Annotated in this window: 14 protein-coding genes and 1 pseudogene; 10 read left to right on the top strand and 5 right to left on the bottom strand. The window is 72.4% G+C overall.

Features of this window, described 5'->3' with window-relative positions; translation table 11 throughout:
* Positions 1–9: 9 nt before the first annotated feature.
* The 3 genes from murC to KWI83_RS08865 all read right to left on the bottom strand — a co-directional run bounded on the left by murC (position 10) and on the right by KWI83_RS08865 (position 2,953).
* The gene (gene murC / locus KWI83_RS08875; protein ID WP_218513742.1) at positions 10–1,401 is read right to left on the bottom strand and encodes a UDP-N-acetylmuramate--L-alanine ligase; all 1,392 of its coding nucleotides are present in this window, start codon (positions 1,399–1,401) and stop codon (positions 10–12) included.
* Positions 1,402–1,547: 146 nt separating this feature from the next.
* Positions 1,548–2,021 (bottom strand): indole-3-glycerol phosphate synthase, encoded by a 474-nt coding sequence (locus KWI83_RS08870; protein ID WP_218513741.1) that lies wholly within the window; start codon positions 2,019–2,021, stop codon positions 1,548–1,550.
* 155 nt (positions 2,022–2,176) lie between these two features.
* A complete protein-coding gene (locus KWI83_RS08865; RefSeq protein WP_218513740.1) occupies positions 2,177–2,953 on the bottom strand; it encodes a pyrimidine reductase family protein in 777 nt (258 codons plus the stop codon).
* A gap of 326 nt (positions 2,954–3,279) precedes the next feature.
* Between KWI83_RS08865 and zapE the strand changes: the two genes are divergently transcribed.
* The 10 genes and pseudogenes from zapE (at position 3,280) to KWI83_RS08820 (ending at position 14,387) form a co-directional block, all read left to right on the top strand.
* The gene (gene zapE / locus KWI83_RS08860; RefSeq protein WP_218513739.1) at positions 3,280–4,380 is read left to right on the top strand and encodes a cell division protein ZapE; all 1,101 of its coding nucleotides are present in this window, start codon (positions 3,280–3,282) and stop codon (positions 4,378–4,380) included.
* Positions 4,381–5,049: 669 nt separating this feature from the next.
* Complete coding sequence (locus KWI83_RS08855) at positions 5,050–5,631, top strand: carbonic anhydrase (RefSeq protein ID WP_218513738.1); 582 nt, start codon at positions 5,050–5,052, stop codon at positions 5,629–5,631.
* Between the two features lie 14 nt (positions 5,632–5,645).
* A complete protein-coding gene (locus tag KWI83_RS08850; protein WP_218513737.1) occupies positions 5,646–7,103 on the top strand; it encodes a SulP family inorganic anion transporter in 1,458 nt (485 codons plus the stop codon).
* Positions 7,104–7,211: 108 nt separating this feature from the next.
* Positions 7,212–8,291, top strand: a complete 1,080-nt coding sequence (locus KWI83_RS08845) for a slipin family protein (RefSeq protein WP_256361976.1) — start codon at positions 7,212–7,214, stop codon at positions 8,289–8,291.
* A gap of 132 nt (positions 8,292–8,423) precedes the next feature.
* Entirely contained in the window at positions 8,424–9,278 is an 855-nt protein-coding gene (locus KWI83_RS08840; protein ID WP_218513736.1) for a polysaccharide deacetylase family protein, read from the top strand.
* 18 nt (positions 9,279–9,296) lie between these two features.
* Positions 9,297–9,479: a hypothetical protein gene (locus KWI83_RS38230; RefSeq protein WP_256361975.1), complete on the top strand. Its 183-nt coding sequence runs from the start codon at positions 9,297–9,299 to the stop codon at positions 9,477–9,479.
* 71 nt (positions 9,480–9,550) lie between these two features.
* The gene (locus KWI83_RS08835; protein WP_218513894.1) at positions 9,551–10,267 is read left to right on the top strand and encodes a peptidyl-tRNA hydrolase; all 717 of its coding nucleotides are present in this window, start codon (positions 9,551–9,553) and stop codon (positions 10,265–10,267) included.
* Positions 10,268–10,458: 191 nt separating this feature from the next.
* Entirely contained in the window at positions 10,459–11,811 is a 1,353-nt protein-coding gene (locus KWI83_RS08830) for a DUF692 domain-containing protein (RefSeq protein ID WP_218513735.1), read from the top strand.
* Positions 11,812–11,837: 26 nt separating this feature from the next.
* Positions 11,838–12,612, top strand: a pseudogene (locus KWI83_RS08825) (TIGR04222 domain-containing membrane protein); the annotation flags it as partial.
* Between the two features lie 140 nt (positions 12,613–12,752).
* On the top strand, positions 12,753–14,387 hold the full coding sequence (locus KWI83_RS08820) for an alpha/beta hydrolase (protein WP_218513734.1): 1,635 nt from the start codon (positions 12,753–12,755) through the stop codon (positions 14,385–14,387).
* A gap of 130 nt (positions 14,388–14,517) precedes the next feature.
* Here KWI83_RS08820 and hemQ read toward each other — a convergent pair whose 3' ends face one another.
* Complete coding sequence (gene hemQ, locus KWI83_RS08815) at positions 14,518–15,249, bottom strand: hydrogen peroxide-dependent heme synthase (protein WP_218513733.1); 732 nt, start codon at positions 15,247–15,249, stop codon at positions 14,518–14,520.
* A gap of 5 nt (positions 15,250–15,254) precedes the next feature.
* Positions 15,255–16,709, bottom strand: a complete 1,455-nt coding sequence (gene hemG, locus KWI83_RS08810) for a protoporphyrinogen oxidase (protein ID WP_218513732.1) — start codon at positions 16,707–16,709, stop codon at positions 15,255–15,257.
* Positions 16,710–16,861: the final 152 nt, after the last annotated feature.

The raw sequence follows: 16,861 nt of genomic DNA, 5'->3' as shown, positions 1-16,861 counted from the left end.
GTCAGCCCCTCACTTCGACAGGCGGTCCAGGATGCGCGGCCCGAGGTCGGTGACATCGCCCGCGCCCATGGTGAGAACGAGATCACCGGCCCCGGCCATTCCCGCGACCGCCTCGGGCACCTCGCCCTTGTCGTGCACCGCCGTCACGTCCGCGCCCGCCGCCCGGGCCGCCTCGATGATCAGCTCGCTGGTCACGCCCGGGATCGGGTCCTCACGGGCCGGGTAGATGTCCAGCACCACGGAGGCGTCCGCGAGGGCGAGGGACTGGCCCATCTCCTTGCCCAGCTCCTGCGTCCGCGAGAACAGGTGCGGCTGGAAGACCACCAGGATCCGCGCGCCGCCGGCCGCCGCCCGCATCGCCTCCAGGTCCGCGGTCATCTCGGTCGGGTGGTGGGCGTAGGAGTCGATCACCTGCACCCCGGCCGCCTCGCCCTTCAGCTGCAGCCGCCGCTTCACGCCGGTGTACGCCGCCAGCGCCGGTGCCAGCTCCGCGGCCGGGATGCCGAGGGCCGCGCCGGCCGCGAGGGCGGCGACCGCGTTGTGGGCGTAGTGCCGGCCGGGAACGGAGACGGCGAAGGTGAGCTCCCGGCCCTCCAGCAGGACGGTGACCTCGCTCTTCAGCCCCTGCGGCACGACCGACAGCACCCGCACGTCGGCGTCGTCCGCCGCGCCGTACGTCACGACCTTGACGCCGGAGGCCGCGACCCGCCGCGTCAGCTCCCGCGCGCCCTCGTGGTCCGCCGAGATCACCAGGGTGCCGCCGGTGACGATCCGGCCGACGAAGGTCTCGAAGGACTCGTAGATCTCGTCCATCGAGGCGTAGTTGGCGTGGTGGTCGAGCTCCACGTTGAGGACGATGGCGACCTCGGGCGCGTACTTGTGGAAGCTGCGGTCGCTCTCGTCCGCCTCGGCGACGAAGATGTCGCCCTCGCCGTGCAGCGCGTTGGAGCCGGGCGCGTCGAGGTCACCGCCGATCGCGTACGACGGCCGCAGCCCGAGTTCGGACAGCGACACGGCCAGCATCGAGGTGGTCGTGGTCTTGCCGTGGGTACCGGCGACCGCGATCGGCCGCAGCCCGTCCATCAGGGCGGCCAGCGCGTCGGACCGGTGCACCACCGGGATACCCAGCTCGGCCGCGCGGGCCAGCTCCGGGTTGTCGGCCCGGATCGCCGACGAGACCACCACACAGCTGGCGTCGTCCGCGAGGTGCTCCGCCGCATGCCCGATGTGCACGGTGGCGCCCAGCGCCCGCAGCGCCTCGACGCTCGCCGACTCCTTGGCGTCACTGCCGGCGACCTTGGCCCCGCGCTGCGCCAGAATCTTCGCGATACCGGACATCCCGGCCCCACCGATGCCGATGAAGTGCGGTCGGTCCATGGCGGTAGGAAGGCCGGGTGCCATGCGTGTTCTCCCCAAGATCCGGTACGACGATCAGCGCATCCCGAGTGAGGGAGGCGCGGCCCCAGCCTATTCCGTACGGCGTGGGGCGCCTTGTAAGGGGGCGGTCCGGTCACGCGGGCAGGGGCGCGGGGAATTGCGGCAAGTCCCTACGCCTTACTGTGCGAGAACAGCTTCAGCACCGGCACCCCCACCTTGTGCCTGGCCCGAGAAGCCCAGTCCCGATGGAAGAACTCCTCCACGTAGTGGGGATCCGTCAGCACGATCACCTCGTCGGCCCCGACCTCCTCGACCACGCCCTTGAGCGCGTCCAGCGGATGGTCCTCGATCAGCTGCCCCTCCGCCGCGCTGCCGGAGGCCCGCAGGGCCTGCAGGGACACCTCCAGCGCCCGCTGCCCCTCGCTCTTCGCCGCCTCGCCCTCCGGCGTCTCCCCTTCCCGCGCCGCTTCGTCGATGGCTCCCATCGCGAGGTCGTCGATGGCGCGCAGCAATCGGTCCGCCTGCTCGCCGCGCGGCTGGAGCAACACGTGGAAACTGACCGGCTCGTCCCCGTGCAAGGTGGTGACGAACTCCACGTCGGCGGACGTCAGGGCCTTCTCGATCATCAAAACGCTTGTGAACACCAGGCGCCCCTATCTCCTTCGAGGGCCCGCGGGCCCTCCGTCCTCCGTGGGCCGTGCCTGGCCCCGCGGAAACCATCCTGCCCCGCGATCGCACGGGTGGTGCGAGTCCTAGTGTGCCCGCCCGACGCTAAACGGAACGGCATATTCCGCCGATCTCAGGATCGACGGTAGCGGGAGAACAGAAACCCGGCCTCTTCCAGCAGGGACACCAGCTCGAACTGCTGCGGGACCGCCACCGACGGCCCCCCGGCGATCCGCTGCGCGCCCCCCGCGGTGAGCATCGGGGAGACGGTCAGGCACAGCTCGTCGAGCACCCCGGCCGCCACCAGCTGGCCCAGCAGCCGGGGCCCGCCCTCGGTGAGCAGCCGGGTGTGACCGAGCTCGGCGAGCGCCCGTACGGCCCGTGCGGGCTCCACGCCGACACCGTCCCCGGCGACCACCACCCGCGCGCCCGCCTTCTCGGCCGCGGCCACCCGGTCCGGCGGCGCGGCCGCGCCGGTGAGGATCAGCGTGGGGACCACGGGCGAGGTGAACAGGGGCATCGAGAAGTCCAGGCCCAGGCCGGCGCTGACCACGGCGATCGCGGGCGCGGGGGCCTGCCCGGCGGCCTCGCGCCGCGCCGCGAACTCCGCACGCGCGCGTGCGGGGCGGTAGCCCTCCTGGCGGACCGTTTCCGCACCGACCAGCACCACGTCCGCGAGCCCTCGCAGCGTGCCGAAGATCCGCATGTCCGTGGCGTTGGAGATGGGCTGCGACTTCCCGCCGTGCTGAGCGGCCCCGTCGAGCGTGGAGACCATGTTGGCCCGCAGCCACGCCACCGGCTCCCCCGGCTCCGGCTCGGGATAGGCATAGGCCTCGGCCAGTTCCGCGAGCCCCCACTCACGGTCGTCCGGATCCACGGTCGCGTCGGTCACAGGAAACAGGCGTCGCATGCCGTGCAGTGTTCCACGCGGCCGAGGATCCATCCGACCCAACCACAGCCGAGCGCACGGGCGAGGCCGTGAGACTGGGCCCGGCGTGGTCCGGCGGCCCGGTGTGGCCCTGCGGTACGGCGTGGGCCCGGTGTGGTCCGGCAGCCCGGCCCCACGGCCAGGACCGCCCCACCACCACACGGCCGCACCGCCCCACGCCCCACAGCCCCATCACCACCCGAACCCGCGCATCGGCACCCCCACGGCCCCGCCTGCGCGGCGCCCCCGATCAGCCGATCAGCCCGTGACCAAAGCGGCCCCCGGACCACCCCTTAGCATGGGTAAGCGTGTCCTCCTCCACCGCCGCCGGCCGAAGCCCCATAGCCGCCGAAACAGCCCCCCTCTCCCTCTGCGCACGAGAGCCGCACGTCCCCGCGGACCGCCTGGTGGCCGAGATGGTGCCCCCGCCCCGCTTCGACTCGGTGCGCTTCAGCACGTACATCCCGGACCCGAACCAGCCCAGCCAGACCGAGGCGGTACGGGTCCTGGAGGGCTTCGCGTCCGGCCTCGGCCCGGTGCCCGGCGCGGGCAGGCGCGGGTTCTTCGGGTTCGGCAGGGCCAAGGCGCCCAAGCCCCCGGCAGGGCCCCGCGGCGTCTACCTCGACGGCGGCTACGGCGTGGGCAAGACCCACCTGCTCGCCTCCCTCTGGCACGCCACCCCCGCCGAACCCGCCCTCAAGGCGTTCGGCACGTTCGTGGAGCTCACGAACCTGGTCGGCGCCCTCGGCTTCCAGCAGACCGTCCAGACGCTCTCCGGCCACCGCCTCCTGTGCATCGACGAGTTCGAACTGGACGACCCGGGCGACACCGTCCTGGTCTCCACCCTGCTCGGCAAGCTGGTCGACGCGGGCGTCGCACTCGCCGCCACCTCGAACACGCTGCCGGGCAAGCTCGGCGAGGGCCGTTTCGCGGCGGCCGACTTCCTGCGTGAGATCCAGGGCCTGTCGGCCCACTTCCGCACCCTGCGCATCGACGGCGAGGACTACCGCCACCGCGGCCTGCCCCAGGCACCGGCGCCGTGCAGCGACGCGCAGGTGACACGGACGGCGCGCGCCACCGAGGGCGCCTCCCTCGACGACTTCCCGCGGCTGCTGGAGCACCTCGCACGCGTTCACCCCAGCCGGTACGGCGCGTTGACGGACGGCGTCAAGGCGGTGTGCCTGACCGATGTGCGGCCGATCCCCGACCAGTCGACGGCACTGCGGCTCGTGGTGCTCGCGGACCGGCTCTACGACCGTGAAGTGCCCGTCCTGGCCTCGGGGTTGCCCTTCGACCAGCTGTTCAGCGAGGAGATGCTGAAGGGCGGCTACCGCAAGAAGTACTTCCGGGCCATCTCCCGGCTGACCGCGCTGGCCCGCGACGCCCAGCGTCTGACCGAACCTCAGTAGCGCCACGCCGGGCCCAAGATCAAGGTACGGATCACGCCAGCTCAACCTCACTTTTGAGGCTCTCTTCGGCTCCGCAACGCCAAGTTAACCCTGCAAACAACTTTGCAGGGTTAATGTCCTTCTTGACCAGCAGTTGACCAATCGTTGGTACGGTCTAGAGGTGCGCCGAACGGAGGGGGGCTCATGTTTCCAGGTACGACGACCCGGACCCTGTTCACCGTCCTCACCGCCGTCCTGTTCACCCTCTCGTTCTTCACACCTCCCGCATCCTTCGCAGCTGCGTATACGGCCCGTCACATTGAGGCCAAAGCTCAGCCCGGAACAAAGCCCTCCGGGACCGCACCGCATGCCGAGTTCGCCGCGTTCCACAGCCCCACCCACTCGGGGGACCCGACCGGTCCCCTGCACATACGCGACCGCCACCGCGCGGTCGACTCCGCGTCCTGCGCGGCCCAGCGCCCGCAGCCGGCGCGGGACCAGCGGGCCGAATCCGACGCGGTCGTGCCCAGCGCAGCGTACGGCCGCATGTCGAGACCCTCGACCGCCCACTCTCCGGCGGCACTTCAGGTCTTCCGCTGCTGAGAGCAGAGCAGTACCCCCCCACCTCTGACCCTTTGTCATGCACGCCCGACGCGCCCCCACTGCGCGCCAGGAGGAGTCACCACAACCATGCAGCCCCTCATCGACAACGCCCGCACGTTCGGACAGCGCCCTGAGGAGTTCGCTCGACTGGCCCAGGGCCAGTCCCCTGAAGTCCTGTTCATCACCTGCTCCGACTCCAGGGTGGTCCCCGCCCTGATCACCGGCGCCCGCCCCGGCCAGCTGTTCGAGCTGCGCACCGCGGGCAACATCGTCCCGCCGTACGGCTCCGGCACCCCCACCGGCGAGGCGGCCACCATCGAGTACGCGGTGGAGGTGCTCGGTGTCCAGCACGTCGTGGTATGCGGCCACTCGCACTGCGGCGCCGTCGGCGCGGTGGTGCGCCACGACGACCTGACGGCCGTACCCGCCGTACGCGACTGGCTCGCGCACGCGGCGGACGAGCCCAAGTGCTCGGACCCCAGCGACCCGACGGTCGCCGAGGCCGTGCAGAACCACGTCCTCGCGCAGCTGCAGCGGCTGCGCTCCTACCCGGGCATCGGCAAGCGCCTCGGATCCGGTGAACTCCAGCTGCACGGCTGGTACTACGAAGTCCACACCGGAACCGTGCGGGAACACCGCGCGGAGACCGACACGTTCGAGACGCTCTGAGGGGACCGGTGACCATGCTGTCGAAGTTCCCTTATCTGAGGCAGGACTTCCTCGCCTCCATCGTCGTCTTCCTGGTCGCCGTGCCGCTGTGCGTCGGTGTGGCGGTCGCCTCCGGCGTCCCCGCGGAGCTGGGCCTTGTCACCGGCATCGTGGGCGGCATCGTCACCGGGCTCATGCCCGGCAGCAGCCTTCAGGTGTCCGGCCCGGCCGCGGGCCTGACCGTGCTGGTCTTCGAGGCCGTCAGCGAGTTCGGCGTGGCGACGCTCGGCATGATCGTGCTCATGGCCGGTCTGCTCCAGCTCGCCATGGGCTTCTTCGGGATAGGCCGCTGGTTCCGGGCCATATCCCTCTCGGTCGTCGAGGGCATGCTCTGCGGCATCGGTCTGGTGATCATCGCCGGCCAGGTGTACGCGGCCGCGGGCCTGAAGGCCCCGGAGAGCGGTCTGGGCAAGATCGTGGGCCTGCCCGGAGCCTTCGCCGACGCGCTCGGCAGCACCGAGGCTCTGGCCTCGCTCGCGATCGGCGTGGGCACCGTCGCCGTCATCGTGCTGTGGAAGAAGATGCCGAAGGCGGTGCGGTCCGTGCCCGGCGCCCTCGCGGCGGTGATCCTGGCCACGGTCGCCGTGCTCGCCTTCAACCTTCCGGTCGCCACCGTCCAGGTGGAGGGTCTGCTCGGTGTCATCCAGCCGCCGGGGTCCGAGGCGTTCGGTGAGCTGGCCGGCCCGGCCATCTGGGGCACCATCGTGGCGTTCGCGCTGATCGCCTCGGCGGAGAGCCTGTTCAGCGCGGCGGCCGTGGACCGGCTGCACGACGGTCCGCGCACCCAGTACAACAAGGAGATGATCGCCCAGGGCGCGGGCAACACCGTGTGCGGTCTGCTCGGCGCGCTGCCGATGACCGCGGTGATCGTGCGCAGCTCCGCCAACGTCAACGCGGGCGCGAAGACCAAGGCGTCGCGTGTGCTGCACGGTGTGTGGCTGCTGCTGTTCGCGGCCGCGCTGCCGTCCGCCCTGGCGCTGATCCCGGTTCCCGCCCTCGCCGGCATCCTCGTGCACGCGGGGTGGAAGCTGATCCCGTTCCGCCAGATCACCGGGCTGTGGCGGTCGCACAAGGGTGAGGCCCTGATCCTGGTGATCACCGCGGTCTCCATCGTCGCCGTGAACATGTTCGAGGGCGTCCTGATCGGTCTCGCCCTGGCGGTCGTCAAGACCGCCTGGGAGGCCTCGCACCTCAAGATGGAGGTCATAGACAAGGGCGCCGGCCCGATCCAGGTCTACCTGTCGGGCAACGCGACCTTCCTCAGGCTGCCGAAGATACTCGACAGCCTGGAGTCACTCCCCAAGGACCGGCCCATCGAGCTGGACCTGTCCGGTCTGCACCACCTGGACCACGCGTGCCGTACGGCGCTGGAGAACTGGGCCGAGCGGCACAGCACCTCCGGCATCGATCCGGTGAAGGTCACCGCCACCTGACCCACGCCGTTCGCCCGGTGCCCGGTCCGCAGCCCCATGGCCCCGGACCGGGCACCGGGCATATCGTTACAGGAACAGACATCACGGGCCTCTGATGAGGGGGTCGTCATGCTCGAAGATCTCCTGGTGGCGGTCGCCATGGGCGGTTCCGCGGTCGCCGTGTACCTGTCCGCGGCGGCCCGCGTCGTCAAGCAGTACGAACGCGGTGTGGTGCTGCGGCTCGGTCGGCTCAGGGACGTACGGGCGCCCGGATTCACGCTGATCGTTCCGTTCGTGGACCGGCTGAACAAGGTCAACATGCAGATCGTCACCATGCCGGTGCCGGCCCAGGAGGGCATCACCCGCGACAACGTGACCGTGCGCGTGGACGCCGTCGTGTACTTCAAGGTGGTCGACGCGGCGAGCGCGCTGATCAGGGTCGAGGACTACAAGTTCGCGGTCTCCCAGATGGCCCAGACCTCGCTGCGCTCGATCATCGGCAAGAGCGACCTGGACGACCTGCTGTCCAACCGCGAGAAGCTCAACCAGGGTCTGGAGCTGATGATCGACAGCCCGGCCGTCGGCTGGGGCGTGCAGGTCGACCGGGTCGAGATCAAGGACGTGTCACTGCCGGAGACGATGAAGCGCTCCATGGCCCGCCAGGCCGAGGCCGACCGCGAGCGCCGGGCCCGGGTCATCAACGCCGACGCCGAGTTCCAGGCGTCCAAGAAGCTGGCCGAGGCGGCCCAGCAGATGGCGAACACACCCGCCGCGCTCCAGCTGCGGCTGCTCCAGACGGTCGTGGCGGTCGCCGCCGAGAAGAACTCGACGCTCGTGCTCCCGTTCCCGGTGGAGCTGCTGCGCTTCCTGGAGAGGGCACCGCTGCCGGCGGACCACACACAGGGCCACGCCCAAGGCCAGACCGCCCAGGGACCGAACCAGGCGACGGGTCTCGCACGGGACCCCCGCCTCGTCCCGGGCGCCACCCAGCAACCCGACGACACCGCGAGCTTCACCCAGCAACCCGGCGACGCCCCCGGCCTCACCCAGCAACGCGACGACATCCCCGGCCTCACCCAGCAGCCGGACGGCACCCCGGGCCTCACCCAGCAACCCGACGACACCGCGAGCTTCATCCAGCAACCCGACGGCACCCCCGGCCTCACCCAGGAACCGCACCCCACCCCGGGCCGTACCGACGCTCCGTGACCAGCAGGAACGTCAACTGCTACACGCCGGGGACGACGTTCGCGGTGCGCGGTCCGTGGCGGAGGCCGCCGGCCGGGTGACCCGGCGGTCGCGTCGGCGACCGCGCCGACCTGAACGTCATACTTTCATACGGTGATCACACATGCACGCAGCGTCATCACGGTCTGTGTCCTGAGCGCCGCCCTCGCCGCCTGCGGCACCGCCGAGGCGCCACGGGGCGGCGGCCGTACGGCGGTCCCCTCGACGCCCGCCCCCTCCCCCTCGGCGCCTCCCACCCTCGCCCCCGGCCCCGCGGGTCTCACGCCGGTGTTCACCAGCGGCCCGCGCAGCGGGGACAAGACCGTCGCGCTCACCTTCGACGCCGACATGACCGCCGACCAGGGGCCACGGGCAGCCCAGGGTGAACGCTTCGACAACCCGCAGCTGATCGCGACGCTGCGGGCGCTGAAGGTGCCGGCGACCGTGTTCATGACGGGCCGGTGGGCGGAGGAGTACCCGATCCAGGCCCGCGGCATCGGCCGGGACCCGCTCTTCGAGGTCGCCAACCACTCCTACAGCCACTACGCCTTCACCGCCGACTGCTACGGCCTGCCGACCATCGAGGAGGAGCGGATGCGGGCGGACGTGGAGCGGGCGTACACGGCGTTCCGCCGGGCGGGGGTGCCGGACGCCAAGCCGTACTTCCGGTTCCCCGGTGGCTGCTACGACCAGCGGGCGCTGCGGGCACTGAGCGCCACCGGCGTGACGGCGGTGCAGTGGGACGTGGTGGGCGGGGACGCGTTCGCGACGGACGCGGATGCGGTGGCCCGGCAGGTGCTTCAGGGGGTGCGGCCGGGGTCGGTCGTCGTGCTGCACTGCACGCGGAGTGCGGCGCCGACGACCGAGCGGGCGATTCGGAGAATCGTGCCGGAGCTGCGGCGGCAGGGGTATCGGTTCGTGAAGGTGTCCGAACTGATCGGAGCGACGGCCTCCGGCGGGCTGTCATGAGCGGCATACGCTGGAGGTATGAGCGACGGTGACGATTACTGTCTGATCGACGCGAGCAGGCCGCCCAAGGCGGACGGGCCGCCGTACGCGGAGTGCGTGCTGTGCCGGGAGCCTACGGAGTATCCGGAGTCGTACAAGGGGATCACGTTGTGTCCGCAGTGTGAGTGGTTGGAGGCGCAGCGTACGGCTTGTTCGGGGTAGTGGGTTCGGTTTCGGGGTGCGGGTTGTAGTGGGTTGATCGCGCAGTTCGCCGCGCCCCTCGAGTTGGCAGACTGGACGGCGTGACTACCGAACCGACTGACAGTCCCTTCCGGTCCGAGCCCAGCGCACGCGATACCGCGCCTCAGTTCGTACTGCCTCTGGTGGTGCGGATCGAAAAGGGTGCGCCTCCCGCCCGTACCGACGCCTTGGAAACCGCCGCCCGTGCCGTGCTCGTCATGCTCAGTGATGAGCGCTCGCGGGGCGACGGGGAGTGGGCCCAGGCCATGCGGGACTGGCAGGACGCGCGGATTCGGAAGGTGGTGCGGCGGGCCCGGGGCGCCGAGTGGCGGCGGGCCGAGGCGTTGCCCGGGATCACGGTGACGGGGAAGTCCGCGGAAGTGAGGGTGTTTCCGCCCGTCCCGCTGGACGGGTGGCCCAAGGAGCTGGCGCGGCTGCAGGTTTCCGGAACCGATCTCGACGATCCGGAGCCGCCGGTCGAGGCGGACACGAGCGCGCCGGTGCTGTGGCTGAACCCGGAGGTCGACATGTCGGCCGGCAAGGCGATGGCGCAGGCCGGGCACGGCGCTCAACTCGCCTGGTGGGAACTGCCGGACGAGGAGCGCGCGGCCTGGCGCGAGGCGGGGTTCCCGCTCGCCGTCCGGACCGCGGAGCCGACCCGCTGGCGTCAACTCACCACATCCGGGCTGCCGTTGGTGCGTGACGCCGGGTACACCGAGATCGCCGCCGGCAGCTGCACCGTCGTCGCCGACCATCCGGCGCTGCGCTGAACCAGGGTGTTTGAACATCCGGGGCCGGTCCCGCGTACCTCCTGGCAACCTCAAATGTTGCTCTGAAGGCGCACGCAGCAGGGTTGGAGTCCCGGGGCCGGGGCCATACCCCCCTCACGCCGGAAACAGCGGTCCGTCGAAGGAGACGACACAGCGGATCCAGGTGCACGACAGAGGTGAAGGAGGGGGTCATGGAGCGACTGGGAACCGGAATCGGGTGGCGGCCGGAGATCGCGGACACCGTGGAGCGCATGCCGGGCATCGACTGGGTAGAGGTCGTCGCCGAGAACGTCTGCCCCGGGCACCTTCCCGACGCGCTGCTGCGGCTGCGCGAACGCGGACTGACCGTCGTCCCGCACGGCGTCTCCCTCGGCCTCGGCGGCGCCGACCGGCCCGACCCGGCGCGCCTTTCGGCCCTCGCCGAGCGGGCGGAGGCGCTCGGCTCCCCTCTGGTCACCGAGCACATCGCCTTCGTCCGGGCGGGCGGCCCGCTCACGGCCTCCCCACGCCTGGAGGCCGGGCACCTGCTGCCCGTACCGCGCACCCGGGACGCCCTCGACGTGCTGTGCGAGAACGTCCGCATCGCCCAGGACGCGCTGCCCGTGCCGCTCGCGGTGGAGAACGTCGCCGCGCTCATCTCCTGGCCGGGCGAGGAGATGACGGAGGGACAGTTCCTGTACGAGCTGGCCGACCGGACCGGCGTACGGCTCCTGATCGACGTGGCGAACCTGCACACCAACCACGTCAACCGCGGCGAGGACCCGGCCAAGGCGCTCGCCGAACTCCCGCTGGAGGCCATCGCGTACGTCCATGTCGCGGGCGGCTTCGAACGCGACGGCGTCTGGCACGACAGCCACGCCCACCCGGTCCCCCGGCCGGTCCTCGCCGTCCTGACCGACCTCGCGGCCCGTGTGTCCCCGCCGGGGGTCCTGCTGGAGAGGGACGAGAACTTTCCCGAACCGGCAGAGCTGGAGCGGGAGTTGGCGGAGATCCGGGCGGCGCTGGAGGAGGGACGGCGGGCCCGGGCGGCGATACCGGGTGCTTCCGGGGCTTCCACCGTCACGGCTCGCGCGACAGCGCGCGATTCCGCCGACTCCGCGTCCGAGCCTGCCGACCCCACGCATCACGACTCCGCCCCGGAGCCCGCCCGTCAGCGCCTCGCCCTCGCCCAGGCGGCGCTGCTCTCCGCGCTGGTCGCCGGTACCCCCGTCCCCGAAGGGTTCGACCGAGTGCGACTCGGGGTGCAGGCACGGGCCCTGGCCGGAAAGCGGGCGGATGTGGTGGCGAAGGTCGCACCGGAGTTGCCGGTGATCCTGGGGGCCGCCTACCGGCCCGCCTTCCTGGCGTACGCCCAGCGGCATCCGATGACCGGCGGCTACCGGCGGGACGCGCTGGACTTCGCCGAGCAGTTGCTGCTCGCCGGGCGGCCGCAGGAGGCGCGGGCACGGCGTCAGTTGCGGGAGTGGTGGCTGGAGCGGTCCGGTTCTGCGCCGCGTCCGCGCTCGCGGATGGCGCGGGCCCGCCGGGTGCTGCTGCGCCGCTGACCGGAACGACATGCCCTGGCCACGGCATGTTCTGGGTCCTCCTTCTCCTGCTGGCCTGGCCCTGGCCGGTCTCGCCTGCACCCGGCTGTGCCTGGCCGCCGTACGGGCCGCGGACGTCGACGCGGAAGCGGGCGCGCACCACGATCCGACGCTGTACGAGCTGACGCTGTACGAGGCCGCGTTCCTGTCCGGCGGTCCGGCGCGGGTCACCGATCTGCCGCTGGTGTCGATGGCGCGCCAGCGGCGGCTGCTCCTCGCGCACACGGGCTGGGCGACCGTCGTGGACCCGCGCGGCCGGGACGACATCGAGCGGTCGGTGATAGGGGCCATCGGGCCGGAGGGGCAGTCCCCCATCGCGCCGGTACGGGCCGCGGCGGCCGCCACCGACGCGGTGCACGGCCTCGCCGACCGGCTCGTCAGCGCCGGTCTCGCCGTGCCGGCCGGGGCGAGGACCACCGTTGGTGCGGGGGTGCGTCAGGTGCGGCTCGCCGCGGCCGCCGTGCCGGCGCTCGGCGTGGCCGCGCTGCTGATGCCGGCTCAGGACGAGGTGCCCCGGCATCTGATCGCCCTCTGGTTCGCCCTGCCGCTGGTCCTCTGCCTGAGCTGCCTCGTCCTGGCCCGGATCGAGGCCCCCCGTACGCGCGCTGGGCCTCCCCGGCCGGGCAGCGGCTGCTGGGGGCGCCGGCCCGGCACGCGGGCGACACCGGGGACGACCGCGCCTGCCTCACCTCGGTCGCCGTACGCGGCATCCGCGCGGTCGGCGAGCCGGACCTGCGCGCGGCCTTCGCGCATCGCGGGCCGTACGGGCGTCTGACACGAGATCCGAGGGTGCGCGCGGCGTACGGGCGCATTGGGGCCGACACCGGCCGCCTGTGCTTGCCTTCGCCGACGACCCTACGAAGCATCCCTTCTGTCGCTGCCGCGCACCGAAGGGATACGCGATGAGAACTGCCGCCCTCTACACGGCCGCCGGTTCCCTGCTCCTCACCACCGTCGTCTCCGCCCCGGCCGTCGGCGCACCGGCCCACCCGGAGGCGGCGGCCGAGCTGCGCGGCACCGCCGTGGCCGCCGCGCGTGCCGCGGCCGCCGGGATCGACTTCGGCCGGTGCGCCGACGCGCAGGACCTGCCGAAGGACATGGAGTGCGGCACGGTCACCGTCCCCCTCGACTACGCGCGGCCCGACGGCAAGCAGATCGGGCTCGCCGTCAGCCGGGTGCGGGCCACCCACCGCGACCCGCACAACAGCAAGCGCAGGGTGCCCCGTCAGGGCGCCCTGGTCTACAACCCCGGCGGTCCGGGCGCCTCCGGTCTCCTCTTCCCGCTGGTCGGCCTGCTCCCCGAGTGGAAGCGCCTGGCCGCCGCGTACGACCTGGTCGGCTACGCCCCGCGCGGGGTCGGCCGGTCCGCGCCGCTGTCCTGCCAGGACCCCAAGCAGCACTTCAAGGGGCCCACGCCCGAGCCGACGCACCCCTCGGAGTCGTACAAGCAGGAGCGCATCGCGCAGGCGAAGGCCTACGCGCGCGGGTGCGCGCAGCGGTCGGGCAGCGTGCTCAGGCACTACCACTCCCTGAACAACGCCCGTGATCTGGACGTGCTGCGCGCCGCGCTGGGCGAGGTGAAGCTGACGTTCATGGGCGCGTCGTACGGCACCTACTTCGGGGCGCTGTACGCGACGCTGTTCCCCACGCACGTACGGCGGATGGTGTTCGACGCGGCGGTGAACCCCGATCCGGCGCAGATCTGGTACCGCAACAACCTCGCCCAGTCGGCGGCGTTCGAGGGCCGCTGGGCGGACATGAAGGAGTGGATCGCCAGGCATCACGGCGTGTACGGGCTGGGCGCCACGCCTCAGGAGGTGCAGCGCGGCTATGACACCGCGCGGGCGCGGCTCGCCCGGAAACCGGCGGGCGGGAAGGTCGGGCCGGGGCAGTTGCAGAGCGCGTTTCTGGAGGCCGGTTACTACGACGACTACTGGCCGGGGCGGGCCGAGGCGCTGTCGGCGTATCTCAAGGGCGATCCGCAGCCGTTGATCGAACTGGCCACGCCGGACGAGAAGGCGGCCGTGGAGGCGGAGAACTCCCGTGCCGTCTACACGGCCGTCGAGTGCAACGACGCGCCCTGGCCGACGGAGTGGAAGGTCTGGAACCGGGACAACACGCGGCTCGCGCGCGTGGCGCCGTTCGAGACGTGGAACAACGTGTGGCTGAACCTGCCGTGCGCGTACTGGCAGGCGCCGCGTCAGCGGCCGCTCGACGTGCGGACCGGGCCGGGCGAGCTGCCACCGACGCTGATCCTGGCCGCCGAGCGGGACGCCGCCGCCCCCTACGACGGCGCCCTCGAACTCCACCGCCGACTGTCCGGCTCGGTCCTGGTCACCGAGCGGGACTCCGGCACGCACGGCATCGCGGGCGGCCCCAACCCGTGCGTCAACGCCCACGTGGACGCCTACCTGCTCCAGGGCCGCCTCCCGACCCGCCACGCGTCCTGCGCACCACACCCGGAGCCAAAGCCGGGCGCGACCGCGCGCCAGGAAGATCCCGCACGGAAGGCCGAGGCTGCGGCGAGCGCGCGCTGACCAGGCGCCCGGAGCTGCGCTGACCGGGCGGGGCCCGCCGACCGGCGAGTCCGGGGCCCCTCGCGGCAGCCCGCCGGTCGAACGACGCCTGCCAACCGGCCCGCAGGAACAACCCCGCGGCCCCCGGCCCTCAGGCGAGGCCCGCGACCAGTTCTGTGATCTCCTTGCGGCGGCCGGTGAAGAACGGGACCTCCTCGCGGACGTGCAGCCGGGCCTCCGAGCCGCGCAGGTGGCGCATGAGGTCGACGATGCGGTACAGCTCGTCGGCCTCGAAGGCGAGGAGCCACTCGTAGTCGCCGAGGGAGAAGGAGGCGACCGTGTTGGCGCGCACGTCGGGGTAGCCGCGGGCCATCTTGCCGTGGTCGGCGAGCATCCGGCGCCGGTCCTCCTCCGGCAGCAGGTACCAGTCGTAGGAGCGCACGAAGGGGTAGACGCTGACGTACGCGCGGGGCGTCTCGTCGGCGAGGAACGCCGGGATGTGGCTGCGGTTGAACTCGGCGGGGCGGTGCAGCGCCATGTTGGACCACACCGGCTCCAGGGCGCGGCCCAGCTTCGTGCGGCGGAAGAGGTTGTACGCCTCCTGCAGCTGGTCGCTGGTCTCGGCGTGCCACCAGATCATCAGGTCGGCGTCGGCGCGCAGCCCGGAGACGTCGTAGGTGCCGCGGACGGTGACGTCCTTGGCGGCGAGCTGGTCGAACAGCTCCTGGACCTCTTCGGCGTAGCCCGCGCGGTCCTCGGGCAGCACGTCCTTCAGCTTGAACACGGACCACAGGGTGTAGCGGATGACCTCGTTGAGGTCCTTGGCCAGCTTGCCCTTGTTCGGGATCCGGGCCGGGGCGGGGGTGGAGGCGTCGTCACTCATGTCCCTTATTCTCCCGCTCCGCCGTGCAGGCTCTGCACCGGGTGGGCGGTGAGCTGCTGCACAGCATCCAGGTCGCCGTGGATCTGGTCCACCGCCGCGTACGCGCTCGCGACGCACGCCGGGATGCCCACCCCGTCGTACACCGCGCCGCACACGGCGAGGCCCGGGAGCTTGCCGACGTGCTCGCGGATGCGGGCCACGCGCGCGTGGTGGCCGACGGGGTACTGGGGCAGGCCCGAGTCCCAGCGGGTGACGCAGGCGGCGACGGGCGTGGCGTCCAGGCCCGTCGCCGCAGCGAGGTCGCGCCGGGAGACGGCCACCAGGTCGGCGTCGTCGCGGCGGAGGATCTCCGTCTCGCCGTACCGCCCGACGGAGGTGCGCAGCACGATCAGGTCCGGGTCCTCGCCGGCGATCCAGCCCCACTTCTGGGAGGCGAACGTCGACGCCTTGATGGTCCGCCCGTCGACCGGCGGCACCAGGAAGCCGCTGCCCTCGGGCAGGCGCGCCTCGGACCTGCGGTAGGCGAGGGTGACCAGCGCCATCGACGCGTACTCCACGGCGGCCAGTTCGGTCGCGGCCGCCGGGGCCTCGGCGCGCAGCAGCTCGGCGGCGGCGGGCGCGGGCACGGCGACGATCACGGCGTCGGCGTGCAGCACCCGGTCGCCGGCCACGACCCGCCAGCCCGTACGGCCCTCGCGGCGCAGCCGCGTCACGCGGGCGCCGGTCACGATGTCGCCGCCGCGCGCCCGCACCGACTCGGCGACGGCGAGCGGCAGGCTGCCGACACCGCCCTCGATGCCCATGAACACCGGACCCGTCTGCGGGGCGGCCGCCGCCCTGGCCTGGATCTCCCGGACCGCCTCGGTGAGCGAGTCGTGCGTCTGGGCGGCCTGGAACAGCTGGGGGACGGCCGAGCGCATCGAGATGCGGTACGCGTCGCCCGCGTAGACACCGCCCAGCAGCGGCTCCACGAGCCGGTCGACGACCTCGCGGCCGAGCCGCGCGGCGACGAACTCCCCCACCGCCACGTCGTCGCCGACCTCCGTGCGGGGCAGGTCGGCGTCGCGCTCGATGCGCGCCAGGCCCTCCTCGGAAAGCACGCCCGAGAGCGCGGCCGCGGTGCCCGGCACGCCCATCACGTGGCCCTTGGGCATCGGGCGCAGGGCGCCGCGGGTCCACAGGGAGGCGGTCGCGGTGGCCGGCGGCTGGAGCCGGTCGTCGAGGCCCACCTCACGCGCGAGGGCGACCGCCTCGGGGCGGCGGGCCAGCATCGACTCGGCGCCCAGGTCCACGCGCACGCCCGCGATCTCGCCGGGCAGCAGCTTGCCGCCGACCCGGTCGGAGCCCTCCAGCACGGTCACCCGCGCGCCGCGCCCCAGCAGCCGGTGGGCGGCGGCCAACCCGGCGACCCCGGCTCCGATGACGACGACCTGTCCGCCGTCCGTGCGTGCTGCGTTCATGACTCCACCTTCTCAGACGCCACTGACAGCCCCTCCGCGGCCCGTGGCCCCGCCGAGTCCGGACCGTGACCGCATCGGGACCGCACGGGTCCAACGTCCCGGGCCGCCCCGGCGTCGAAGGAGCGTCAGTTGTCACGACCCTCGGGGGTTCA

The sequence above is a fragment of the Streptomyces sp. TRM70350 genome, assembly GCF_019219825.1.
Classification (GTDB): Bacteria; Actinomycetota; Actinomycetes; order Streptomycetales; family Streptomycetaceae; genus Streptomyces.
The sequence above is the reverse complement of the archived record's forward strand: the minus strand, read 5'-3'. Positions and strand labels throughout refer to the sequence as shown.